25 protein-coding genes are annotated in these 22,274 nt (G+C 47.9%); 8 read left to right on the forward strand and 17 right to left on the reverse strand.

The features are described from left to right. Positions 1–82 precede the first annotated feature (82 nt). The 9 genes from prc to KZ771_RS04885 all read right to left on the reverse strand — a co-directional run bounded on the left by prc (position 83) and on the right by KZ771_RS04885 (position 8,797). Positions 83–2,158, reverse strand: a complete 2,076-nt coding sequence (prc, locus tag KZ771_RS04845) for a carboxy terminal-processing peptidase (protein ID WP_290654540.1) — start codon at positions 2,156–2,158, stop codon at positions 83–85. Positions 2,159–2,188: 30 nt separating this feature from the next. Continuing rightward, the gene (gene proQ, locus KZ771_RS04850; RefSeq protein WP_290654541.1) at positions 2,189–2,857 is read right to left on the reverse strand and encodes an RNA chaperone ProQ; all 669 of its coding nucleotides are present in this window, start codon (positions 2,855–2,857) and stop codon (positions 2,189–2,191) included. Further along, positions 2,850–3,140, reverse strand: a complete 291-nt coding sequence (locus KZ771_RS04855) for a hypothetical protein (protein WP_290654542.1) — start codon at positions 3,138–3,140, stop codon at positions 2,850–2,852. The genes proQ and KZ771_RS04855 overlap by 8 nt, the downstream gene beginning before the upstream one ends. A 5-nt stretch (positions 3,141–3,145) precedes the next feature. Further along, complete coding sequence (locus KZ771_RS04860; RefSeq protein ID WP_290654543.1) at positions 3,146–3,616, reverse strand: GAF domain-containing protein; 471 nt, start codon at positions 3,614–3,616, stop codon at positions 3,146–3,148. Beyond that, complete coding sequence (locus KZ771_RS04865; RefSeq protein WP_290654544.1) at positions 3,616–3,924, reverse strand: DUF1315 family protein; 309 nt, start codon at positions 3,922–3,924, stop codon at positions 3,616–3,618. Before KZ771_RS04865 ends, KZ771_RS04860 begins: the two co-directional genes overlap by 1 nt. Before the next feature lie 13 nt (positions 3,925–3,937). Continuing rightward, a complete protein-coding gene (locus KZ771_RS04870) occupies positions 3,938–4,264 on the reverse strand; it encodes a hypothetical protein (protein WP_290572446.1) in 327 nt (108 codons plus the stop codon). Positions 4,265–4,403: 139 nt separating this feature from the next. Further along, positions 4,404–6,083: an AGCS family amino acid carrier protein gene (locus KZ771_RS04875; protein WP_290654545.1), complete on the reverse strand. Its 1,680-nt coding sequence runs from the start codon at positions 6,081–6,083 to the stop codon at positions 4,404–4,406. 51 nt (positions 6,084–6,134) lie between these two features. After that, positions 6,135–7,262 (reverse strand): M14-type cytosolic carboxypeptidase, encoded by a 1,128-nt coding sequence (locus KZ771_RS04880; RefSeq protein ID WP_290654546.1) that lies wholly within the window; start codon positions 7,260–7,262, stop codon positions 6,135–6,137. Between the two features lie 89 nt (positions 7,263–7,351). Next, entirely contained in the window at positions 7,352–8,797 is a 1,446-nt protein-coding gene (locus tag KZ771_RS04885; protein ID WP_133538341.1) for a glyceraldehyde-3-phosphate dehydrogenase, read from the reverse strand. A gap of 113 nt (positions 8,798–8,910) precedes the next feature. Between KZ771_RS04885 and KZ771_RS04890 the strand changes: the two genes are divergently transcribed. Both KZ771_RS04890 and KZ771_RS04895 read left to right on the forward strand, forming a co-directional pair. Continuing rightward, complete coding sequence (locus KZ771_RS04890) at positions 8,911–9,399, forward strand: DUF2989 domain-containing protein (RefSeq protein WP_290654547.1); 489 nt, start codon at positions 8,911–8,913, stop codon at positions 9,397–9,399. A gap of 23 nt (positions 9,400–9,422) precedes the next feature. Next, the gene (locus KZ771_RS04895; RefSeq protein WP_290654548.1) at positions 9,423–9,554 is read left to right on the forward strand and encodes a hypothetical protein; all 132 of its coding nucleotides are present in this window, start codon (positions 9,423–9,425) and stop codon (positions 9,552–9,554) included. On the opposite strand, the gene msrB is transcribed toward KZ771_RS04895, so the two are convergent. Next, positions 9,529–9,945, reverse strand: coding sequence for a peptide-methionine (R)-S-oxide reductase MsrB (msrB, locus tag KZ771_RS04900; RefSeq protein WP_290654549.1), 417 nt, complete (start codon positions 9,943–9,945; stop codon positions 9,529–9,531). The genes KZ771_RS04895 and msrB overlap by 26 nt on opposite strands. A 95-nt stretch (positions 9,946–10,040) precedes the next feature. On the opposite strand from msrB, the gene pyk reads away from it, so the two are divergent. Continuing rightward, complete coding sequence (gene pyk / locus KZ771_RS04905) at positions 10,041–11,471, forward strand: pyruvate kinase (RefSeq protein WP_133538339.1); 1,431 nt, start codon at positions 10,041–10,043, stop codon at positions 11,469–11,471. 16 nt (positions 11,472–11,487) lie between these two features. Here pyk and KZ771_RS04910 read toward each other — a convergent pair whose 3' ends face one another. Genes KZ771_RS04910 through KZ771_RS04925 form a run of 4 tightly spaced genes read right to left on the reverse strand, consistent with a single transcriptional unit; the run spans position 11,488 to position 14,971 of the window. Further along, entirely contained in the window at positions 11,488–12,333 is an 846-nt protein-coding gene (locus KZ771_RS04910; protein ID WP_290654550.1) for a DUF6279 family lipoprotein, read from the reverse strand. Then, positions 12,334–13,161, reverse strand: coding sequence for a LytTR family DNA-binding domain-containing protein (locus tag KZ771_RS04915; protein ID WP_290572431.1), 828 nt, complete (start codon positions 13,159–13,161; stop codon positions 12,334–12,336). Then, entirely contained in the window at positions 13,158–14,249 is a 1,092-nt protein-coding gene (locus tag KZ771_RS04920) for a histidine kinase (RefSeq protein ID WP_133538336.1), read from the reverse strand. Before KZ771_RS04920 ends, KZ771_RS04915 begins: the two co-directional genes overlap by 4 nt. A 23-nt stretch (positions 14,250–14,272) precedes the next feature. Then, positions 14,273–14,971 (reverse strand): flagellar brake protein, encoded by a 699-nt coding sequence (locus KZ771_RS04925; protein ID WP_290654551.1) that lies wholly within the window; start codon positions 14,969–14,971, stop codon positions 14,273–14,275. Between the two features lie 78 nt (positions 14,972–15,049). Here KZ771_RS04925 and KZ771_RS04930 point away from each other — a divergent pair, with 78 nt between their 5' ends. Continuing rightward, entirely contained in the window at positions 15,050–16,822 is a 1,773-nt protein-coding gene (locus KZ771_RS04930; RefSeq protein WP_290654552.1) for a PDZ domain-containing protein, read from the forward strand. On the opposite strand, the gene KZ771_RS04935 is transcribed toward KZ771_RS04930, so the two are convergent. Genes KZ771_RS04935 through KZ771_RS04945 form a run of 3 tightly spaced genes read right to left on the reverse strand, consistent with a single transcriptional unit; the run spans position 16,819 to position 19,218 of the window. Further along, positions 16,819–17,667, reverse strand: a complete 849-nt coding sequence (locus KZ771_RS04935) for a M23 family metallopeptidase (RefSeq protein WP_290654553.1) — start codon at positions 17,665–17,667, stop codon at positions 16,819–16,821. The genes KZ771_RS04930 and KZ771_RS04935 overlap by 4 nt on opposite strands. Then, positions 17,660–18,544, reverse strand: coding sequence for a 6-carboxytetrahydropterin synthase (locus KZ771_RS04940; RefSeq protein WP_290654554.1), 885 nt, complete (start codon positions 18,542–18,544; stop codon positions 17,660–17,662). Before KZ771_RS04940 ends, KZ771_RS04935 begins: the two co-directional genes overlap by 8 nt. 35 nt (positions 18,545–18,579) lie before the next feature. Further along, the gene (locus KZ771_RS04945) at positions 18,580–19,218 is read right to left on the reverse strand and encodes a LysE family translocator (RefSeq protein WP_290569879.1); all 639 of its coding nucleotides are present in this window, start codon (positions 19,216–19,218) and stop codon (positions 18,580–18,582) included. Between the two features lie 69 nt (positions 19,219–19,287). Here KZ771_RS04945 and KZ771_RS04950 point away from each other — a divergent pair, with 69 nt between their 5' ends. From KZ771_RS04950 to dkgB, 4 genes are all read left to right on the forward strand, one after another. Next, a complete protein-coding gene (locus KZ771_RS04950) occupies positions 19,288–20,175 on the forward strand; it encodes a LysR family transcriptional regulator (protein WP_290654555.1) in 888 nt (295 codons plus the stop codon). Positions 20,176–20,196: 21 nt separating this feature from the next. Beyond that, a complete protein-coding gene (gene alkB, locus KZ771_RS04955; RefSeq protein WP_290654556.1) occupies positions 20,197–20,847 on the forward strand; it encodes a DNA oxidative demethylase AlkB in 651 nt (216 codons plus the stop codon). A 71-nt stretch (positions 20,848–20,918) separates the two neighbouring features. Then, the gene (locus tag KZ771_RS04960) at positions 20,919–21,455 is read left to right on the forward strand and encodes an acyloxyacyl hydrolase (RefSeq protein ID WP_290654557.1); all 537 of its coding nucleotides are present in this window, start codon (positions 20,919–20,921) and stop codon (positions 21,453–21,455) included. A 25-nt stretch (positions 21,456–21,480) separates the two neighbouring features. After that, the gene (gene dkgB, locus KZ771_RS04965) at positions 21,481–22,272 is read left to right on the forward strand and encodes a 2,5-didehydrogluconate reductase DkgB (RefSeq protein ID WP_290654558.1); all 792 of its coding nucleotides are present in this window, start codon (positions 21,481–21,483) and stop codon (positions 22,270–22,272) included. Positions 22,273–22,274: the final 2 nt, after the last annotated feature.

The following is a 22,274-nucleotide window of genomic DNA, read 5'->3' on the forward strand; positions in this document are numbered from 1 at the left end:
AAATGCCATTGTTTGCCATTCAAACAACAAAAAACCGCCGTGAGTGGCGGTTTTTTAAACGATTTAAGCAGCACCAATTTGGCTAACTCGCTTTATTACTTGCTAGTTTGGTCTCGTCAATATAATCAAAGCCAATTGCCATTGCTTGCTCTAGGTAAGGATCGACTTCTAGTATTTCCTCATCCAGCTCATCGATTGCATCGACTGATTCCAGCGGCTCTTTGCCTAAACGCCTTAAGCGGTCATTGATACGTTTTAACCGCAATGCCTTTTGCTCTTCCTGCTCAGCTTTGCGCGCATTAATATCCAGACTAACCCAGGTCTTGTCCTGCTCAGCGCGAATTCGTTCGATATCATCAAAGATGTAGTCAAACTCCGGATCGTTCTCTATGCGCTCATTAGCTGCACGTTGCAGTTGCGGGAGTTCCTCCTCAGCAACTTGATTTACCGGCTTGTAAGGCGCTTTATCTATTTGGTCCCAGGGCAGCGCATTCTCTTCCTTGCTCTCGCCCCACTCCGACGCCTCGACATAAGACGGTAATACGATGTCCGGTTGAACGCCTTTTAACTGGGTGCTACCGCCGTTTATGCGGTAAAACTTGGCAATAGTGTACTGCACACTACCGAGCGGCTCATCGAAAAAGTCAAAACGACGTGCCAGCCCACGGTGCTGCTGAACAGTACCCTTGCCGAAGGTATTTTCACCTACAACGAGTGCACGCTCGTAATCCTGCATAGCGGCAGCAAAAATCTCCGAAGCCGAGGCACTGTAACGATCGACCATAACCACTAAAGGTCCATCGTAGTAACTTTTGCCATCCCGATCTGAACTCACATCGACCTGACCGCGGCCGTCACTGACCTGAACAACAGGCCCTTGATCAATAAACAAACCCGTGAGATTAATCGACTCAGCCAGCGAGCCGCCACCGTTGCCGCGCAAGTCCACCATCACGCCTTCAACCTTTTCGTTTTTGACTTGCTCGAGTAATGCGCGGACATCGGCGGTTAGGTTGTTATAAAAGCCCGGGATCTCGATAACTCCCATAGTACGACCTTTATAAGGTCCGTCATCCATGGTTTTGATATCAAGTTTTGCCTGACGATCTTCCAATTTAACTTTATCGCGGGTTATTTCGACCACTTTCGGTGTGCCACCAGCGCCCTGCGATGCTTCCAGAATTTGCAGACGAACTTGTGTGCCTTTGGGGCCCTTGATCATATCGACTACGTCATCGAGTCGCATACCAATAACATCAACAAAATCTTCGGCGTCTTCACCAACGCCTTGTCCGACGCCAATGATTTTATCTTCTGGTGAAAGCTCGTCAGTTTTATCCGCCGGACCACCAGGTACTAAACTGCGAATAACGGTATAGTCATATTCTGACTGCAATACTGCACCAATACCCTCAAGTTCCAGGTTCATGTTCTGACGGAATCGTTCAGAGTTTTGCGGTGACAAATAGCTGGTATGGGCTTCAACGGAGCGAGCGAAAGCATTTAACAGGGTTTGAAAAACATCTTCGCTTTTTGACTTGGTCAGACGATTCAATGCACTGTTGTAGCGCTTGCCCAGAGTTTCGACAATTTCCGGCCACTCTTTACCCGCTAGCTTTAAATTCAGTGCATCATATTTTACCCGCGCATACCATAGGTCGTTGAGCTCTTCTGTAGAACTTGCCCATGGCTGTTCTTCGCGGTCGTAATAATACTTATCATCTGCGACGGTAAAATCCATCGGTTGTTCTTCATCAAGTATAGATAGCGCGTACTCGTAGCGCTGAAAACGACGTTTGAGGCTGGTTTGGTAGAGGTCATAAGCCACATCCAACTCACCACTGCTTAACATGTCGTCATAAAGCGTCGCATATTCTTGAGACGCTTCAATATCCGACTGCAACAAGAACATCTTGTTGTAATCAAGTAATTTTAAATAACGCTCATGGATTTGCTCAGACAACGCGTCGTTTAATGAAGGCTGCGAAAAATGATAGCGCGTAAAGTACGCGGTTGCCCGCTCTGCGGCTGTATCGTGATGACTTTCTTGTTCTAGCTCCGGTAGCTCGCTGACTTGGTGAGCCGGGGGAATCGCCAACAGTGATGGTGATACCAGCATCAACGCCAGGGCGCTCTTCTTAAAAACCGAATACTTCACAGGCGACTCCTACCTCAAACTATTAAGTTACTACTCGGCAGCGACAAACACGTTTGCAATCTTAACTTTCATGCTCAAACCATTGTCTAACTGAACCTGAATATCGTCTTTGTCAATTTCAGTGACGGTAGCCGGCATTGGACTATTACCCGCCTTAACCTGAACCTGTTGACCTACACTCAGGCTATTAAGTTCCACATCGTTTAGTTTTGGGCTTGCTGCTGCTTTTGGCTTACTAGAAGGTTTACGTGCTTTTTTAGCAGACGGTTTATTACCTTTCGCAGGAACTTTAGCGCGTTGCACACGTTTTTCTTTTGCTGCATCGCTATCAGTTGCTTGTTCTTGTTTACGTGCTTTATTGCGTTCTGCAACTTTCGCTTTAGATTCTTTTAGCGATTCCTGCGCGTGTTGCTGATGCTCTTCAGTCACGGGCTCAACAGCACTGCCATCAAGGTCGATACGTTGTTCGCCCTGCTTCACACTGTGTAGATAACGCCAACTGTTGGTGTAATGGCGCAGCGCAGTGCGCAACCGCGTTTTGCTAACCATCGGATCGTCTTCCAGACGTTTGGCTAAATCATCAAAGATACCGATTTTTAGCGGTTTTGCATCACCTTTTACTGAAAAGCACTGAGGGAACTGTTCCGCTAAATAGGCGATAACATCTTTGCTTTTGGTTAGCTTAGCCGGTTCATTCATTCCAATCTTCTTCCTGTTCTCTAACAACTTTTAAAACGGATTTTACGTAATCGTCCATTTCTTCGAATTCTAAATCCAGTAACGCAGGTTCCTCAATCCAATCATACAGGGTTTTGCGTACCGCTTCTTCCAATTGCTCTAAACTATCAGATTCGTCCCGATAGTGGTTAATTAAATGCAGCATTTCATTGATATTATCAGCCGCGTGTTCTTCATGGTCCTCAAAAAACCAAGTGTCCGTATGGCTGACCAAATACAAATGAATATCGAATGGATCAAGCATAGGTGTTACAACTGTGACCAATCAAGCTGCTGACAATATTCAGCTATCGCTGCGATTTGTGCAGCGTCCTGCTCAGAAAAACGCGCAATTTTCGGGCTATCAATATCTAATACTGCAACCACCTTATCGTTAACCATAATTGGCGCCACCACTTCGCTATTAGATGCCGCGTCACACGCTATATGGCCGCTAAACTGGTGCACGTCATCAACATGTTGCAATTGCTTTGTTACTGCTGCTACGCCACACACACCTTTACCAAAGGCAATTCGCACGCAGGCAACCTTGCCTTGAAAAGGTCCCAGTACGAGCTCATCGTCGCTACGGCTAAAGTAAAACCCAGCCCAATTAATATCGGCCATACCATCAAAGATAATAGCACTGATGTTCGCTAAGTTGGCAATCAGGTCGGGTTCGTCTTCGGTAACTGCTTTGCACTGCAGTAATAAATCGCTGTGGCTATTTAGATCAAACATTAACTATCCCGGGTGTTGGATTGTTCTTCATTCAGCGAAAAGCGCGCGATCGACTGCTCTGGCTTATCACTGTACTGCTGTTTCAATTCACGTTTGGACTTCATCAGCATCTGGCCATCCGCGCCTATGCTCATGTGCTGGTCGGAGGGAATATAACGAGCCTGGTAGGCCATCACCAATTGTAACGAATTCTCGCGTTGCTCCGCCGTTAATTTATTGCCGTCAGGCCAGCGTCCGGTCTCTACCGCAGCCACCAGACGGTCATAGGTGTCACGGCTCATAGAAGCAACTAAATCGTCAAACTGCATGGTTTCTCACTTTCTAGCGTTTACGCTTAACAAACAATAACTGCACACGGTTAACTACAAACCATAACAGCCCTGCCACCAATACGCCGACCGCGACATTATATTGCCAGGTTTCGGGCATTGGTTGCTGCAAAAATAAATAAACGAAGCCAGCGATAGCTATCAGCAAAGCCAACATCGACCGCGATACCAGTTTATCCCGCTTTTCTTGTTGAATACGAATAAACTCACGCTCTAAATCCTGTTCAGATTGTCCGGCAAAGACAAACTGACAATGCGGGCATTCTGTCGCTTTCGACGAGACACGTTTGCGACACGACGGGCACTGAGCTAAAGCCATAACATGCGGTTTCCTACTTTCTGAAGGTCATCAATTTTGCGCAATCCCTGCAATATAAGGCTTTTAGCCATAATTTCAAGGGTAGTGCAGAATTAAAAACGGCCGGTCAACCGACCAGCCGTTTGCTTACCCCCCCACGTTACTTCTTCGGTGGGTTTTCTTTGTTAAAGTCCTGCCAGTAAGACTTGACCGTACTCTTCATCTCTTTATGCAGCAGGATCATGCCCAACAAGTTAGGCAGTGTCATTAATACAATCGCTACTGCCGATGCTGTCCAGACTAGGGTCGTATCAGCAAATGATGCCCAGAAGAAACCGGCAACATAAATAATCCGATATGGCATAACGCCCTTCTGGCCAACCAGATAAACGACCGCCCTATCGCCGTAATAGGACCAGGCAATGGCTGTAGAGAAGGCAAACATCAGTAGCGTCAGCGGAATAATATACTGGCCGTAGTCACCAAAGTAACCATTCGCAAAGGCCAGTGAAGTCAGCGCGGCAGAGTGCACCAACGACTTACCAACTACCTCAATGTCTTCTTTAATTAGGTCACCGTTTTTGACATTAACGACACCCGTGTAAGCATCCTCACCGGCTACAATAAAGCGTACGTCTTCGGCTACTGAACGGGCATGCAGAATAGTAAACTGGCCGTTGCTTTGCGCTTCACCGTCAATAACCTGAATCTGACCATTATAACGTTCGATGGTATTTTCGGAGGTGTCATTGAGGTAGGCGTAAAGCGCTTCGCGGTCCGCTTGTTCTTTATCGTTGTAATCACCAACAATAAATTCCAGATCGCTGCGGGCAAAGTTGTTTTCAAACTTCTCAGTCCATACACCTGACGACAGAATAACCAGGCCGGTTAGCGTACAAATTAAGATGGTATCCAGAAACGGTTCTAAAATAGAAACCAAACCTTCTGATACGGGGTCTTTAGCACGTGCCGAGGCGTGTGCGATAGGCGCCGAGCCCTGACCTGCTTCGTTCGAGAATAAACCCCGGTTAACACCGCGGTTAAAAGCGTAAGCAAAGCTGGCACCCAAAAAGCCCCCTGCCGCTGCAGAGCCGGTGAATGCGTCACGGAATATCGACACGAACGACTCACCAATATTATCAATATTGAAGAAGATGACACTTAATGAACCGATCACATACAGCAGACCCATAATCGGTACTATCTTTGAGGTTACTGCTGCAATCCGTTTAATACCGCCGATAATGACCATCGCCAACAAAATAGACAAAACTGCGCCGGTCCAGACGGGATCAATCTGGAACGTCTGTTCCATCGACTGTGCAATGTTGTTAATTTGCGGCATGTTGCCGGTACCAAATGAACTGACAATGGTTGCGATAGCAAAAATTACTGCCAGCCATTTCATATTCAAACGGCGATCCATGTAGTACATGGGGCCGCCCGCCATAGTGCCGTCTTCGGTCTTAACCCGGTATTTATGCGATAAGGTGACCTCCACAAACTTGGTGGTCATACCCATAAACGCCGTCATCCACATCCAGAAGATAGCCGCTGGACCACCCAGAAATATGGCCAGTGCCACGCCGCCGATATTACCGGTACCTACGGTACCCGATAATGCCGTTGACAAGGCCTGGAAGTGGCTGGTATCGCCCTCGGTACCCTTTTTGTCAAACTTACCGCCTAACACCTTCCATGCGTGGCGGAAGTAGCGTACCTGTGGAAAACCAAGATACAGTGTGAAAAACAAACCCACACCCAGTAAAAGGAACGGGAAATAAGCTGCAGAACCTAAAAACCCGTCAATCCAAAGTAGAAAATTATTGAGCGCTTCCAACGTTAGCTCCCCTGGTTATTGTTATTGTTGCTGTTGGTTGTCTATCTATTATTAACGCAATTTAGGTGATACTGCCAACATTGCCGTTAAAACATCTTCACCTAAACGTTGGCAACGGGCTGTTGACCAACCAAAATCTTCATCCGGTAAGTCCGCGTTATCCTTAAACGGCATTTCCAGTGTATAGGACAAACACTTAAAGCGCTCGCCAACCGCCGAGTTAGCCACTGTCATATTGGCTTTACCCGGTTCGTCGCGTTCATAACCGTATTGTGTTTGAAATTCGGGCGTCGCAGCTAGTAACGCGGCCTTAAACGTGTCTTCCAGATCTTCGTGACGTTTATCGTACGACGGAATACCTTCGCAACCGGCGACAAAGTTGTATGGTAATGCCTCATCACCATGTACATCCAGAAACATATCAACGCCTGTTTCCTGCATACGCTTAAGCACATAGAAAACTTCCGGGCTTTTTTCCAGGCTCGGCTCAGCCCATTCCCGGTTTAGATTGGTACCAACCGCATTGGTGCGCAAATGACCGCGGGCGCTGCCGTCAGGGTTCATGTTTGGTACTACGTAGAACACGTTTTGTTCCAGCAGCTTACGCGCGACACCATCTTCGTCATCCAGCAGGCGCGCGATAAAGCCTTCCATAAACCATTCAGCCATGGTCTCGCCCGGATGTTGTCTTGCAGTGACCCAGATCGTGTTTTTATGCGCCGCCGGCTCACCGATAACCAGTAAGTTTAACTCACGTCCATCCAGCGTCTCGCCCAGTAGCTCATGATAGCAATCCACCGACTGCTGTGCTGACTGGATAAGGTCCTGGTGACGCTCGTAAGAATACGGAATAAAATACGCGTAGAATACAGACTCTTGCTCAGGCGTATGACGGATGGTCAATTGCTTGCCGTCATAGTCGGTTGGCACGCGAAACCAGGTTTCACGGTCGTAAGATGCCAGTGCCTGGTAGCCTTTCCAGCCGTCAGGGTAAGCTGCACCTGCTGCATTTTCAATGGTCATGACATGCTCTTCGCCCGCTTCACCAAATAACTTGAAGTGAAACCATTGATAGAAGTCTGATTGATGGTCTTTACGAATCGCTAGACGGATATCATCGGCTGAGTCAGCTTTGATTACGTCAATATTACCGCTATCGAAATTAGCGTTAATGTGCATAAATGAATCCTTTAATTAGTTCTTAATATTGCGTACTGCAAAATAGCGACATGTAAAAAAAGCGCCGGTTAAACGGCGCTTTTTTTGAATTATCGAGGTAAGCTGGGCACTTTCAGCCCTGCCATCGCTTCTGCGACACGCACGACCTGACAGCTATAACCAAATTCATTGTCGTACCACACATACAGCACAGCGCGGTCGTCTTCAACGATAGTAGCCTGAGAGTCGACAATGCCGGCGTAACGTGAACCGACCAGATCCGACGATACGATTTCGGTCGATGCGGTATAATCGATCTGATTTTCTAGCTCCGAGTGAAGCGCAGTATCGCGAAGGTACGCGTTGAGCTCGTCACGGCTAGTCGGCTTAGCTAAATTCAAATTCATAATGGCCATGGATACGTTCGGGGTCGGCACTCGAATGGCATTACCCGTTAACTTACCTTTAAGTTCCGGTAACGCTTTCGCTACGGCTTTAGCTGCGCCGGTAGAGGTAATAACCATGTTCAGAGGCGCAGAACGGCCGCGACGCTCGGCTTTATGATAGTTATCAATCAAGTTCTGGTCATTAGTGTACGAATGCACGGTTTCGACATGGCCGTTGTTGATACCAAACTCATCGTTTAGCGCTTTCAGTACCGGCGTAATTGCGTTGGTGGTGCAAGATGCGGCGGACACGATACGGTCGCCATCAGTGATGTCTTTATCATTAACACCAAACACAATGTTTTTGATATCGCCCTTCGACGGCGCTGTTAGCAGAACTTTGGCTACGCCTTTTGATTTTAGGTGCAAGCCCAGGCCATCTTCGTCTTTCCAGATACCGGTGTTATCAATAACGATGGCGTTGTCGATACCGTATTGCGTGTAATCAACTTGATCAGGGCCATCTGAATAAATAACCCGAATACTGGTGCCATTGGCTTTTATGCTGTTGTTTTCTTTATCAACAGTAATCGAACCGTTAAACTGACCATGAATCGAGTCACGGCGCAGCAAACTGGCGCGTTTTTCTAAATCACCTTCACGTCCGCCACGTACAACGATTGCACGCAGACGCATTTTGTTATTAGCCCCGTTGCGCTCAATCAGTAACCGTGCCAATAACCGACCGATACGGCCAAAGCCATACAAAACCACATCACGAGGTTCAATGCTATCGGCAACATCGACAATGTCGCTCAGTTCACGACGAATGTAGTCTTCAACCGACAAACCATCGTCTTTGCCGGCAAACAAATAACCATAAGCTAATTTACCCAAGTCCACACGACCCGGCGCTAATTGCATTTTCGCCATCGCTTCTAAAAACGGGAAACTCTCGCGCAAACGGACCTTCTGGCCTTCATAACGACGGATCAGGCGATGTGCCTTAATGATATTAATGGTATCGACGTTCAATAAAGAACGGCCATAAACCAAGATCTCGACACCAAAATTGCGGTATAATTTGCCAATCAATGGCTGCATTAACTCGGCATATTCCTGGCGTTCTTGCCAGCTCGACAGCGTTGGATCTTGCTGAGTTGAGTTCATTAGCTCTGTCCTCGTTCTGTGGTAAGCTTAGGAAAATTCGGCGCTATTGTACTGAAAAGCTGGCTCTATAGCCAATCCAAACGAAGTAAAAGTTCGATTAAATGAGTAGCAAGATGCAAAGATGGATGAACAAATTAGCGCTGTTAAGCTTAACCGCGCTGCTGGGACTAACTGCCTGCGGAGAACGGATGCCGACCGTACGCGAGATGTGTGACCAGGACCCTGGCTTGTGCGCTGTTCTTAACGAGGACAACTGGTGTCGTGCGGAACGGCGTCAGCTGATCATCTCCCGCTATGCCAACAAGCTGCAAGAGATTCCGGAGAATCAGTATTATTTACTCAAAGATTTGCAAAAAAACTCGCAATGCATTGAGTTGGCGTCGGGCATCGAGCACCGTAAACTCAAGTCAAAACAATCTCATCGTATCGAGGCTTATTTAAATAGCCTGGACGCAATTAAGGCTTTGGCGGATAAAACGGCAACCAGCGATGCACCTTTGTTACTGTATTGGCACTGGGCTAACCGCAGCGACACCGACGCTTTAGAGCAACTGTTAGTGCTGGAAAACACCAAAGCAATGCAATCATCTGGGCTCGAGTAGCCATTGCGTTCGGTTCCGAAACAATGAACGAACAGCAGATGCGAACTATCGTTAACGCCTCCGACGAACAGTATGACGACTGGCAGGACTTGGCCGAAAACATCGTTGATGAGATTGAGGACGGCGAATTTAAACGTCGTCCTGATGCGTCATAGCTACTGAATTAATACAGTAATGCTGTCCGGTGTCGGTTGGTCCGTCATCAAACACATGGCCCAGATGGCCGCCGCACCGACTGCAAACAATTTCTGTTCGCACCATACCGTGGCTCATGTCGCGGCGATGCTCCACCGCACCCTCTATCGCTTGATCAAAGCTGGGCCAGCCACAATGTGCATCAAATTGGTGATCGGCCTTAAAAATCGGCTGCCCGCAGCCGGCGCATAAATAATTACCTTGTTTATCCAGGTTTAAATACTTGCCACTACCGGGCCGCTCGGTGCCCTGCTGTCGCAGTATGTAATAAGCTTCATCGGACAGACGTTCACGCCACTGTTCATCACTCAACTGTTGCCATTCGGGATCTTTGTTATCACTTTTCGACATAAACACTCCTTTAGACTTACTTCTGACATCACCGCTATGCTAGACTTTTTATACAACAATAAAACACTTTCACCTAATTGCTTGCTGGAGTTCGCATGCTACGCCGCACAAAAATTGTTACGACACTAGGTCCCGCGACCGATCAATCCGACGTTCTAGAACAACTCATTTTGGCTGGTGCCAATGTTGTACGACTGAATTTTTCTCATGGTAGCGCCGATGAGCAAAAGCAACGCGCCGCTAATGTGCGCAAAATTGCCAAGAAGTTAAATGCTCACGTTGCGATACTCGGCGACTTGCAGGGTCCAAAAATTCGCATCGCACGGTTTAAAAACGACAAAGTCGAATTAAAACTGGGACAGGAGTTTACCCTGGATGCAGAATTTGATCCCAAGGGTGGTGACAACAACATCGTTGGTCTTGATTACAAAGAACTACCGCAGGATGTTAGCAGCGGTGATATTTTATTGCTGGACGATGGTCGCATCCGTCTTAAAGTGGACTATATCGACGGTAGTGCTGTGCATACCAAGGTTACCGTAGCCGGTACTTTATCCAATAATAAAGGTATCAATCGTCTGGGTGGCGGCCTGTCGGCAAAGGCGCTGACAGAAAAAGATTATAGCGATATTAAAACCGCAGCCGAGATCGGTGTTGATTATCTCGCGGTATCGTTCCCGCGTTGTGGTGAAGACCTTAACGAGGCTCGTCAATTACTGCGCCAGGCCGGCGGTAAGGGCGTTATCTGTGCCAAAATCGAACGAGCCGAGGCTGTTGCCAGTGAGCATGCGTTGGATGACGTCATTCGGGCATCTGATGCTGTAATGGTCGCTCGCGGTGACTTAGGTGTCGAAATTGGTGATGCGCAATTGGTTGGTAAGCAAAAACAAATCATTTCGCGCGCTCGCCAGTTAAATAAAGTAGTCATCACCGCAACGCAAATGATGGAGTCGATGATCGAAAACCCGATGCCGACTCGGGCAGAAGTTATGGACGTTGCAAATGCCGTACTCGACGGTACTGACGCTGTCATGTTGTCTGCCGAAACGGCTGCCGGTAAATTCCCGGTGGAAACGGTCAAAGCCATGGCGGAAATCTGTCTGGGCGCCGAAGAGCATCCAAGTGCACAGTTGCGCCACGATGATTTAGAAGAGAGTTTTAGCAGTATTTCAGAAGCTGCGGCGATGTCAGCTATGTATGCCGCAACCCACTTAACCGGCGTTAAAGCCATTATCGCACTGACTGAGTCAGGCTTTACGGCTAAATTGATGTCACGTATTACCTCGCACTTACCGGTGTTTTCGCTATCCCGTCACCCGGATAGCCGCAATAAATGTGCGCTGTATCGCGGCGTTTACCCGGTCAACTTCGATTCGACCAGCAGCAAACAACCTATTTTGGATGCTGTTGAACTGATCAAATCGCTGGGCCATGTCAATAAAGGTGATTTAGTCATCCTGACACACGGCGACGTAATGGAAACCGTTGGTTCCAGCAACACCTGCAAGATCATCGAAGTTCGCTAACGCACTCCCTGTTAACTTACTTATCAGCAAAATCCGCAATCAGGTCGTCGAGTAACGCCAAGTACTCGTCGGCCTTTTCAAGTAACCGTTGCCGCTGTTGATCCGTTAATGATTGATGCAGTTTCCACAAATACTTGTGCCGCACCGCCGTGCGCACTTCAGTGTAGTCTTTATGTGCTTGCGAACGCAGTTGTCGTGGCTCTACGATCAATGCATTAATCGCGTCCATATCCATGGGTTCAGACAACAGCGCATCAGCAAACTCATCATTCCACCGCGCTCGATAATCCAGCCAGTAACCGCCCGTGGGACGTTCACGCACCCATTGCCGGACAATCGTTTGCTGCTGTTCAGTAATACTGCCGGTCCAATCTTTAATGCGCTCCTCGCGACGGCTGACGCGATCAATCTGTTCTAACAATTCACTCTGTGCTTCTTCCTGCTCTTCATCGCGCTGTTCTTCCAGCTTGCTCTGCATAGCGCCGATTAACGCTTTACGCTGGCTCGCCGACAGCTGCTGCAGCAAATCGGCATGCTCAGCCACTCGCTGCTGAACAGTCGACCAAAAACCCCATAGCTTATTTTCAACCCGATCAATATCGTCATAAACTAAGGTGTTTTCGGCTATTTTGGTACGTAATTGAGCCAGTTCCTCGCGATATTTCGGCAGCTCATTTTGCGCATGCCAGACGTGAAGCTCGTCAATAAGGGTGCTAACCTGCTGTTGCTGGGCATCGTTTAACTCAACATAATCGTCCAGTTGCCACTCAATAAAAGTGTCAGCAAACCGATAGCCCAGCTGGGCAGTACAGCCGGTTAGCACCAGTGTTATGGTAATGCAGGTAATCAGCAGTCGTTTCATCTAGCTCAATATCAGTTGTTTTATACGGTCCTTATAACTACGGCTGACTTTTAGATTTTGACCATTTTTTAATACCAGGTGATATTCACCATTGTGCCGGGTACAGAGTTTTTCGACCTGATCAATATTGACGATGGCCGAGCGATGCACACGCTGAAAACGATTTGGATTGAGCTCCTGCTCTAATTCTTTCATGGTGCGACGCAGAATAAAGGTCTCTCCGGCAGCATGAATGCACATATAGTCGCCGGCTGCATCAACCCACTCAATAGTGTTCACCGGTACCCGGGTAATTTCGCCGCTATCCTTAATAGCGATATGTTCCGGATATCGATTCAACTCCGAAATATCCGCCCCACGGGCAAGTTGCTCAAGAATCGCGTCGCCCTGTTGCCCGGTCACCTCAGAAACTAAATTAACCAGCTTTTGCTGTGTTTTTTGGTAGCTGTTAGGCGCTAGCTCTTGTTGCACCCGTTCCAGCGTCTCCGCCAACCGTTCCTCATCTACGGGCTTCAGCAAATAGTCCAGTGCACGAACCTCAAATGCGCGAATAGCGTAGTGGTCAAAGGCAGTAACAAAAACCACCGCGGGCAGATTATCGACTCTTTGTTGTAATTCACGTAACAATTCAAAGCCATTGAGACCGGGCATTTGAATATCAACAAAAACGACATCCGGCGATAGCTCAACAATTTGTTCAAGTGCGTCGCGACTATTACCCGACTCACCAATTAGCTGCACTTGCTCAAACGGCTCTAAGCGCAGAGCAAGCCCTTTACGTGCCAACGATTCATCGTCAACAATAAACGCTTTTAGTGGCGGCTTCATGGATTCTCCAAGGTTTCGTAAGGCAGTTTAATTTCGACACAAAGGCCCTGCGGCTGATTGCGCTTCATGGTCAGGTTAAACCGTTTACCATAAAGTGCATGTAAACGGTCGCGTGTATTCTGCAGACCGACACCTGAATTTTTTAATAATAATTCGGGATGCTCCGGCGCTTCCGGGCCATTATCACATAGCCGAATAAGGAGTTCGTTTTGGTGTTGCCAGGCTTGCAATTGCAATACGCCCACGGTTTCGACTTTGGCAATGGCATACTTTATCGCATTTTCAATTAACGGCTGTAACAATAAACTTGGTACCAGCGCGACCTTTGCCTCATCAGATAACTCAACCTGTATATCAAGCCGCTCGTCAAACCGGACCTTCTCGATATCCAGGTACAACATCAGTGCATCCACTTCTTTTTGTAGTGTGATTTTCTTTATGGGGTCGTTATCCAATGAAAAGCGCAAAAAGTGGCTTAAGCGGTTGACCATCTTATTCGCAACATCGTTTTCTTTAACCATGATCAATGTCGAAATGGCATTTAAGCTATTGAATAAAAAATGCGGATTAAGCTGATAACGCAACATTTTAAGTTGCGCCTGATGCGCACGCGATGATGCCAATAACGCCTTTTGGCGCTCACTCTGCAGCATTTGGTAATACTTAATACCAAAATACAGACCGCTCCAGCTTAAAATAATATAAAACTTAGCCAGATTATTTTTAAAGTAGAAAAAACTGCTGTCAGGCCGAAAGCCAAATTTATAGATTTCCCAGTAAGTCGCATTGTCAATCACTGCCCACACGGAGGCACAGACATAGGACGTGCTGATAACCACCAACATCAGCCAGATAGGATGCAGCTCCCAGATACGTTGATAAAGATAGCGCAGTGGAATCGTCAGTAAAAAGCCGGCGTAAGCACCCAGCAACAAGACGATGGTATAGATATCGCGCATCTCGTGCATTAACGAGCCGATATAATTGACTAGCGCATAACCTGCCCAGCCGCCGATTTGCAGCACCCAAAACGACCGGTTACGGTGTTCAAACAACGAGCCAGCCAAAAACCGATCGATAACTGCCATAATACCTCTGATTTACTAACCCGCTATTCGCCCGAGCGGGCCAGTGCATTAATATCCACTAAACTTCCGGAAAACAGCGCGTTAATTGCGTCTTTCTGGTTGCCGTTAAACTGCATGCCCAGCTCGCACTCGCCTTCTTTGCACTTTATTTGCCGCACTATACAGCCAAGTTTTATTTCGCCATTGCCTTTTTGCTGGACAGTGAGTTGCACACGCTGGCCGCTTTCCCAATCAGGTTTTTGCGGCTCGCCGTCTTCATCAGTACTGTATTTATGCTTTAACCGGCAACCCGTTTCAGAAACATCCAAAATGACACCGTTATCGGTAAGGTCGCTACCATTATCCTCAGTCAAACGGTTAATTTCGGCTGGCAAAAATGCATCAAACCGACGCCCTTGCCTGATGACACGACTCTCGACCTGCCCCGGCCAATCCAAAAACAACATTTTAGTCGGGTGGTTTACGACAAAGTCTATGTCGGTTCTGAAGGCGCAGATTTCGCCGTTATCATTTTCCAATACAAACCTTACAATGAGCGGCACGCCTTCATGCAAGTGTTCCCTCAACTCGCCATAGCGCTTGGCATCAGGCATCGCGACAATAAACCAGCGGCCCTTGATAACGCCGACAAAATCGGTTTGAAACCGGGCCGGAACATTCAAGCCTGAAATCTGAATTTCGACCCGTTGCCCCACGGTTAATTGCTGTATTTTTCCCGTCATGAAGTCCTCTTATCGGGCTTTCTACGTATGCTATTATGATCGCCAGATGTCAGCATGTGTCAAGAAAAGGAGTAAACTTTGATCCATTACCATGTCCGCCCGTTAGATTTAAACGGTCATTTATTTGAAGTATCACTCACGATCAAAGCCCCCGACCAGCAACAACGCTTATGGTTACCTAACTGGATACCCGGAAGTTACCTCATACGCGACTTTAGCAAACATATAATCGGTTTATATGCCGAACGCGGTAAAACGCCCGTCAAGGCCGACCAAATTAGTAAACACGAGTGGCAACTCGATACAAAAACAAATGACGAGCCCGTTACCGTTCATTATCAAGTTTACGCCTGGGATTTATCAGTGCGCTCAGCGTACCTTGACCAGCAACAAGGATTTTTTAATAACACCAGTCTGTGTCTGGCAGTCGCCGGGCAGGAGCATCAGCCAATATCACTGACCGTTAGTGCCCCAGATCAACAACCACAATGGAAGCTTGCTACCGGTATGCCGCGAACCTCGGGCGCTGAGCATGGGTTTGGTAGTTTTGAAGCGGAAAATTACGACGAACTTATCGATTATCCGTTTTTAATGGGCGACTTAACCATCGAAGAATTTATTGCCCATGGCATTAAACACGCGCTGGTACTGAGTGGCCGTCATTACGCTGATCTGTCCAGAATTACCTCTGATCTGGCACGTATCTGCGAGCACCAAATACAATTGTTCGGCGAGGCTCCGTTCAAACAATATACCTTTTTAACAATGGTCGTCGGCGACGGTTTTGGCGGCCTCGAACACCGTAATTCAACCGCCCTGTTGTGCAGTCGTAAGAGCTTAATCAGCGCAACGCAGAACGGCATGAATGATGATTACCAAACCTTTTTAAGCCTGTGTAGCCACGAGTACTTCCACAGTTGGAATGTTAAGACATTAAAACCACAGGCCTTTTTACCTTATCAGCTGGATAAAGAGTCTTACACCGAGCAGCTTTGGTTCTACGAAGGCATGACATCTTATTTTGATGACTATATAACTCATGCCAGTGGTGTCATCGATAGCGAACGTTATTTAAAAGTACTGGGCGATACCATTGCCAGAGTTGAGCGAGGCGTCGGGCAATACCAGCAATCAGTGACTGAATCGAGTTATCTGGCATGGACCAAGTTTTATCAGCAGAACGAAAACGCGCCTAACAGTATTGTCAGTTATTACGCCAAAGGGGCATTGATCGCGCTAAGCCTTGACCTTACCTTGCGGCTGCAAAGTGATCATCAGTTAACCCTGGCGCACGTCATGAAAGATTTATGGCATGCTTTTGGCAAAACAGGCATGGGCACGGCTGATGATACGGTTATTGAATTTCTAAAACAGTATGATGGTATTGACGTTACCGACATGCTGCATAATGCGTTATACGACAAAGAGTCATTACCGCTGGATACACTACTGCAAAACTTTGGTATCAGCGTGCGGCGCCAGGTGCCGGCAGACGATAACAGCAGCAATGGTAAAGCGGTTGATAAAGGGGCCTCCGTACAGCTTGGCGCACGTTTTAAAGGCGCAGCCACCGGCGCGGAGTTGCTCGCGGTGTATCACGATGAAGCAGCGTACCGTGCCGGACTAGCGGCCGGCGACAGAATTATTGCGATTGACCATCTGCAAGTCAGTGAAAATAACGTTACATCGCTGCTTAATCGCTTTAAGCCGGGGGATAGTGTTACCGTGCATGCGTTCAGACGAGATGAGTTGTTAACGCTGACGCTAACCTTTGATGAGCCGAAGAAAACCAGCTACCACTTAAGCGTTCAACACCCAGAACACTTAAATGGCTGGCTTGAGTGGAATTAATCCAGCGCTAATGGCTGCTGGTAAAGTGCGGGCAACAGACTGGGATCCAGCCGCTCGTTGCCCCAGTTTACGCGCCAGTCAAGATGTGGACCTGTGGCACGGCCGGTAGCACCGATAGTGCCGATAACATCGCCTTGTTCTATGGTGTCGCCAACACTGACATCGACCGAGTTCAAGTGTAAATAGGTGGTATTAACCCGATAGCCGTGATCAATGATGATGGTACCACCAGAGTAAAATAAATCCGGCTCGGCCAGGGTAACAACACCCGACCAGGGTGCTTTAACCGGAGTACCCGTTGGCGCCGCAATATCTTCGCCGTAATGCGGGTTGCGTGGCTCACCATTTAAAATACGCTGCGAGCCATAATAACCACTAATACGCCCTTCTGCCGGCTTAACCAGCGGGGTTAAAAAATCATTGCGCTGCGACTTTGTCTGGCGGGCTTTCCACACCTTTGCCGCTTCGCGCTTAGTTCGTTTAACTTGTTCCGGATCCGGCGTGACCGTACGCTGGGGAACCCCATCAACACGTTCAATATTGTACTCGCGTTCGCTAAGCTGCAACGTCTGGGTGCGAGTCGCGCCTTTTACTGTCACACTGAGCTGTTGTTCCAGATCAGCTTTGCGGGCAAAACCAATAACAAAATGGCCTTCAGGTGTTACTGTCACTGCATCGCCGTTTAGCTCAACCTTGGCCGTTGGTGCGGTTTTACCCAGCAATAAAGCCCCCTGAGTCAGCTTACCTTTTAACTGTAGCGGTACGTCAGTAGTGGTTTCACCAATCGCATGGGTGGTGGCCAGCAATAAACCTGCAACCAGTGCTGTTTTTATAAACTTAAGCATAGGCAATTGCTCCCTTTCCAACGCCCTCGTAGGCACGAACCTGCACAGCTTGTTCCGCTACCGATGTTTTGATGGTATCAGCTAAATATTGCGCGATACACTCGACCGTAGAGTCTGTATCGATTAAGTAGTTCTCAGCTTTGGGTACACATAATTCAAATAAACCTTGATCTGCCGTATAGCTGTAGCCGATATGTGTCGCCGCCGTTGCCGCCTGTTTAGCGTTGCCCGAACGCAATAACGATTTAAGGTCGGCCTGATCATCAGTTGAGCCCAGATAAATATCAGCCCAGCGATCAGACCACTGTTTTTCCAGCACCGGCTGGCGAATGTTATCAAGAAAAATCTGGATCTTAGAGCGGTGCCCGTGTGCAATACGCTGGCAATTACCGTCGTGTTTTTTTAAACCGTGGGTGTAATGGTAGTAAAAACCATCAATCGATTCGAGGCGCAGCATCAGTTTTAGCCCTTCGACATTACCGGGTAATTCGCGTTTGATCACGGCGCGCAGGTAATCCGTAACGGTTAACTCATTAACTTGCTCGGCATCAATATAAGCAAAGGCGTCAGCCGGGCAATATAAATGGATTGATTTGCCGTTAGGTCGCATAAAATCAACCCACTGCGAGCTCTCGTCGTCGTTGTAGGTAACGCTGGTATAGGCGTGCTCTGCCGGCACCACCAACTTGTGGTCGACAGAATCATCGATAATACGTTTGATTTGCTTTTTAACCCGGCCAAAATCCAGCACCATCGACTGCTCATTTAAGGCGCCATCCAGCACGATATCGACGATCCAACTCTCGCCGACAATACCGCGCTCAGGGCACAAATAGGAACAATCAATAACAGTTAAATCGTTAACAAATAATTGCATTACAACAGCTACCTACGGTCTTTTATTGCGGCGCATTATAGCACTAACTGCAGCCACTCCCATAACAAACTCAGTGATAAAGCGATTAAAATCGCTCCCATCAAACGATCAATCCAGTGGCTGTACGGCCAGAGCTTTTTGAATACTTTAGGTTGCGTCAGTAACCAGGTCAAAAACACAAACCAAGCCCCCGTAGCCAACGTTAAATACACGCCATAGCCAAGTTTAATGCTAAACGGTGTGGTTGGACTAATAACCGTGGTAAACAAGGTTAAGAAGAACAGCGTTGCTTTAACATTAAGTCCATTGGTTAAAAAACCAACCCAGAATGCCTTGCGTTTGCGCGGTAGTTTAACCGCATCAATATCATCGCCAACTTGTGCACGTGGCTTTGCGGTTATCGCACCCAAACCAATATAGCCAAGATACAGCGCCCCAATTGCCAGCAGTGTTAAATAAACCCAGTCATTCTGATGAATGATAACTGCAACCCCAACCAACGAGTAAGCCACATGAATAATGATGCCGGTGGCGATACCCGCCGCGACCCAATAGCCAGCTTTGCGCCCAAAACTCAGCGCGTAACGCGACACCACGGCAAAATCAGGACCCGGGCTTGCGACGGCCAGCAAATGCACCAAGGCAATGGTTAAAAACTCTGTCCAGTATGACAAGGCTTGCGACTCCGTATAAGTTGGTTTACTTTAAGTTAATACTGATTAGTTTTTAATAAAGAGAAAATCATGTCCAGAAAAGCCGCTCCCTCGCTTAATGCACTGCGCGTGTTCGATGTTGCAGCGCGTTGCCAAAGCTTTAAACAAGCAGCTCAGCAACTGGGGGTAACCCAAGCCGCCGTGACTCGACAAATTCAGGCATTGGAAAAACAGCTGGAAATGACGCTATTCCATCGCGATAATCGCGTCCATGCGCTGACACCGGCCGGATTAGAGCTTGCTCCGCAACTGGAATCAATTTTTAAGCAGCTCGACCAAACTCTCGAGCGAGCCAAACATTTGAGTGAGAATAACACGACCACCCTGACTGTCGCTATTGCCACTGCACGCTTACGGTTTTGGCTAAATCAGCAGTTGGACGACTTTCAGTCACTCTACCCGCACGTGCAACTTAATTTTGTTACCTGTAGCGACGTGCCTGATGCAGAACAAACAGCGCAATTAGCAGCGCGCCTTAGCCACGACAGTGTCGATTTAGTTATTGCAGCAGCGACGTTGCGTGACAAAAATATCAGCTCACAAACATTGGGTGAAATCGAGCTGGTTCCCGTTTCTGCCGAGGCCGAGCCCGCGCGACTATGGCAACTACCCTGGTTAATTAACAAAGATAACGTTAGCCACCAACGTTTTTTAAAAGAGCACACAACAGAGCTCAAACAAACCCACTTAGTGCACTGTGATGACACCTTGATGGCACTGGAATTGCTGCAATCACAGCCGCGCGTCACCCTCATCGACAAGCGCTATACGCAATCTCCGCAGTTTCCGGCGCTACAGGTATTTAACGAGTTCGCACAACCGCTAAAACCTCAGTTATCCGTGTTTTATCGTAAACGCCGTCAACAGTCGGTTGCGTTGGTTGCCTTTACGCAATGGCTGCAATTGATCAGCAAATAAGTCTTTAGCGTAGTTATTGTTATGCAGCATGATTTATTTTCACAAACTGTTGATGATGCTCGTGAACCTTTTCAGTTTAGTGAGGCCGGGTTCCACCTGCCGGCATGGTTAGCCGCCGATGCTCCACGATTGATTGACCGCGTGCGAGATTGCGTGCGGATATCGCCGTTACGGCACTTCACCACTCCCAGTGGCAAGTCGATGTCAGTACTAAGCAGTAACTGCGGCGATTATGGCTGGGTAGCTGACCCCCGGGGTTACCGCTATGCTCAAGTCGATCCGGTCACAGAAAAACCATGGCCGGCAATGCCCAATGACTTAAGACAGCGTGCGATCAGTGCAGCTAAACACTGTGGTTTTACCGACTTTAGGCCGGATGTGTGCTTAATTAATGTATACAAACCCGGCGCCGCCATGGGTCTCCATCAAGACAAAGACGAAAGTGACTTCGGACAACCTATCGTTTCATTTTCGTTTGGCTTACCCGTAACCTTTTTATGGGGCGGTTTAAAACGTGGCGGCAGCCCTCAAAAAATTCCTCTGCAACACAGTGATGTATTGGTTTGGGGTCGGGAGGATCGATTGCGCTATCATGGCATTAAAAAGCTCGCTGACGGGCGCCATCCACTCACCGGAAATGTACGGATCAACCTAACTTTTAGAATGCGTTAATCGAAAAACCCTCATTTACATACATTCGTGCATGTATGATAATTCGTTTTTTGAAGATTTTGGAGTACTTGATGAAACGTTTATTGTTGACCGCAAGCTTGGTATCGCTGCTACCATTGCTAACCACTAGTCAGCCCGCTTTGAGCAGCGAAATACATATTGGCGCAGCCTATTCGGCCGACCAAATGCGCGGTGCGCGAGTTGGTTATCGTACCGAAGCTAAACAATACGACTGGCTGGATTGGGCCGGCTCTCCAACGTTGGCATTTGAAGGCGCGCTAAATCAGTGGCAAAACAGTAACGATACCGCTGATAATATCTTTGCAGTAACTTTTTCCCCTATCGTCAGTTGGCAACTAACCGACTCATCGCAGCCGCTTTTTCTTGAAGCCGGCATTGGCGGTAGCTATATTGATCAAACACACATCGGCAATCGTCGTCTATCGACACGGTTTCAATTCGAAGATCGTATTGGGTTGTCGTGGCAGTACAGTGCCAAATCTGATGCCCGGGTATCGATACAATACACGCATTATTCGAATGCTGACATCGAGCAACCCAATGACGGATTGGACTTTTTTTCGATCTATTGGGTATTACCCTTATGACAGGGAAAGAAAATAAGGAGTTGTTATGATCCCGAATTTTGGTATGGGAACCTTTCGTTTAAGTGGCCCATCATTAACCGACCTGGTCAGCGAAGCCATCGAGATGGGATATCCGCAGATCGATACCGCGCAGTTCTATGATAACGAGGCAGATGTTGGTAAAGCACTCAGCCAGACGCAATCTGACAACGTGTTTGTGACCACCAAAGTCTGGTACGAAAGTTTAAAATATCAGCAGGTGCTGGACAGTTTGAAAATCAGTTCTGACAAGTTACAACGTGATTGTATTGATTTAGCGCTTATTCACTGGCCTTCTCCTAATGACGAGGTGCCGCTGGAAGAAACTCTGGATGCATTGACAGAGGCGCGTGACCGCGGCCTGATTAAACATTTTGGTGTATCAAACTTTACTGTTGATTTGCTGCAACGCGCGGTCGATCACGTTGGCGCCGAAAATATCATGACCAACCAAATCGAAGTGCATCCGTTTATGCAAAACCGCAAGGTCACTGAAGCCTGCGAAAAGCTGGGGGTAAAGGTAACCGCCTATTTGCCCCTGGCCAAAGGCGCAGTAATGGATAACAGTACCTTGCAGCGCATCGCGGTTGAGCATGATGCCAGTGCAGCACAGATTGCGCTTGCTTGGGAGTTGCATAAAGGATTTGTAGCGATACCGTCGACCACCAAGGTTTCTCACTTGCGCAGTAACTTGGCGGCACAGAAACTGCGTTTAACCGACGAAAACATGGCTGATATCGAAGCGCTCGATCAACGTGACCGCCTGATCGATCCCGACTTCTCTCCTGACTGGGACTAACC

Source organism: Idiomarina sp., from assembly GCF_019431395.1.
GTDB lineage: Bacteria > Pseudomonadota > Gammaproteobacteria > Enterobacterales > Alteromonadaceae > Idiomarina.

Bases quoted from the DNA above. Each gene is read 5' to 3' on its own strand.
- KZ771_RS04915 (WP_290572431.1), bottom strand. From the start codon at position 13,161: ATGAAGCCGCCACTAAAAGCGTTTATTGTTGACGATGAATCGTTGGCA.
- KZ771_RS04855 (WP_290654542.1), bottom strand. From the start codon at position 3,140: ATGCTTGATCCATTCGATATTCATTTGTATTTGGTCAGCCATACGGAC.
- msrB (WP_290654549.1), bottom strand. From the start codon at position 9,945: ATGTCGAAAAGTGATAACAAAGATCCCGAATGGCAACAGTTGAGTGAT.
- KZ771_RS04920 (WP_133538336.1), bottom strand. From the start codon at position 14,249: ATGGCAGTTATCGATCGGTTTTTGGCTGGCTCGTTGTTTGAACACCGT.
- KZ771_RS04860 (WP_290654543.1), bottom strand. From the start codon at position 3,616: ATGTTTGATCTAAATAGCCACAGCGATTTATTACTGCAGTGCAAAGCA.
- KZ771_RS04890 (WP_290654547.1), top strand. From the start codon at position 8,911: ATGCAAAGATGGATGAACAAATTAGCGCTGTTAAGCTTAACCGCGCTG.
- KZ771_RS04885 (WP_133538341.1), bottom strand. From the start codon at position 8,797: ATGAACTCAACTCAGCAAGATCCAACGCTGTCGAGCTGGCAAGAACGC.
- KZ771_RS04870 (WP_290572446.1), bottom strand. From the start codon at position 4,264: ATGGCTTTAGCTCAGTGCCCGTCGTGTCGCAAACGTGTCTCGTCGAAA.
- alkB (WP_290654556.1), top strand. From the start codon at position 20,197: ATGCAGCATGATTTATTTTCACAAACTGTTGATGATGCTCGTGAACCT.
- KZ771_RS04880 (WP_290654546.1), bottom strand. From the start codon at position 7,262: ATGCACATTAACGCTAATTTCGATAGCGGTAATATTGACGTAATCAAA.
- KZ771_RS04940 (WP_290654554.1), bottom strand. From the start codon at position 18,544: ATGCAATTATTTGTTAACGATTTAACTGTTATTGATTGTTCCTATTTG.
- KZ771_RS04925 (WP_290654551.1), bottom strand. From the start codon at position 14,971: ATGACGGGAAAAATACAGCAATTAACCGTGGGGCAACGGGTCGAAATT.
- KZ771_RS04895 (WP_290654548.1), top strand. From the start codon at position 9,423: ATGAACGAACAGCAGATGCGAACTATCGTTAACGCCTCCGACGAACAG.
- KZ771_RS04910 (WP_290654550.1), bottom strand. From the start codon at position 12,333: ATGAAACGACTGCTGATTACCTGCATTACCATAACACTGGTGCTAACC.
- KZ771_RS04935 (WP_290654553.1), bottom strand. From the start codon at position 17,667: ATGCTTAAGTTTATAAAAACAGCACTGGTTGCAGGTTTATTGCTGGCC.
- pyk (WP_133538339.1), top strand. From the start codon at position 10,041: ATGCTACGCCGCACAAAAATTGTTACGACACTAGGTCCCGCGACCGAT.
- dkgB (WP_290654558.1), top strand. From the start codon at position 21,481: ATGATCCCGAATTTTGGTATGGGAACCTTTCGTTTAAGTGGCCCATCA.
- KZ771_RS04950 (WP_290654555.1), top strand. From the start codon at position 19,288: ATGTCCAGAAAAGCCGCTCCCTCGCTTAATGCACTGCGCGTGTTCGAT.
- proQ (WP_290654541.1), bottom strand. From the start codon at position 2,857: ATGAATGAACCGGCTAAGCTAACCAAAAGCAAAGATGTTATCGCCTAT.
- KZ771_RS04865 (WP_290654544.1), bottom strand. From the start codon at position 3,924: ATGCAGTTTGACGATTTAGTTGCTTCTATGAGCCGTGACACCTATGAC.
- KZ771_RS04960 (WP_290654557.1), top strand. From the start codon at position 20,919: ATGAAACGTTTATTGTTGACCGCAAGCTTGGTATCGCTGCTACCATTG.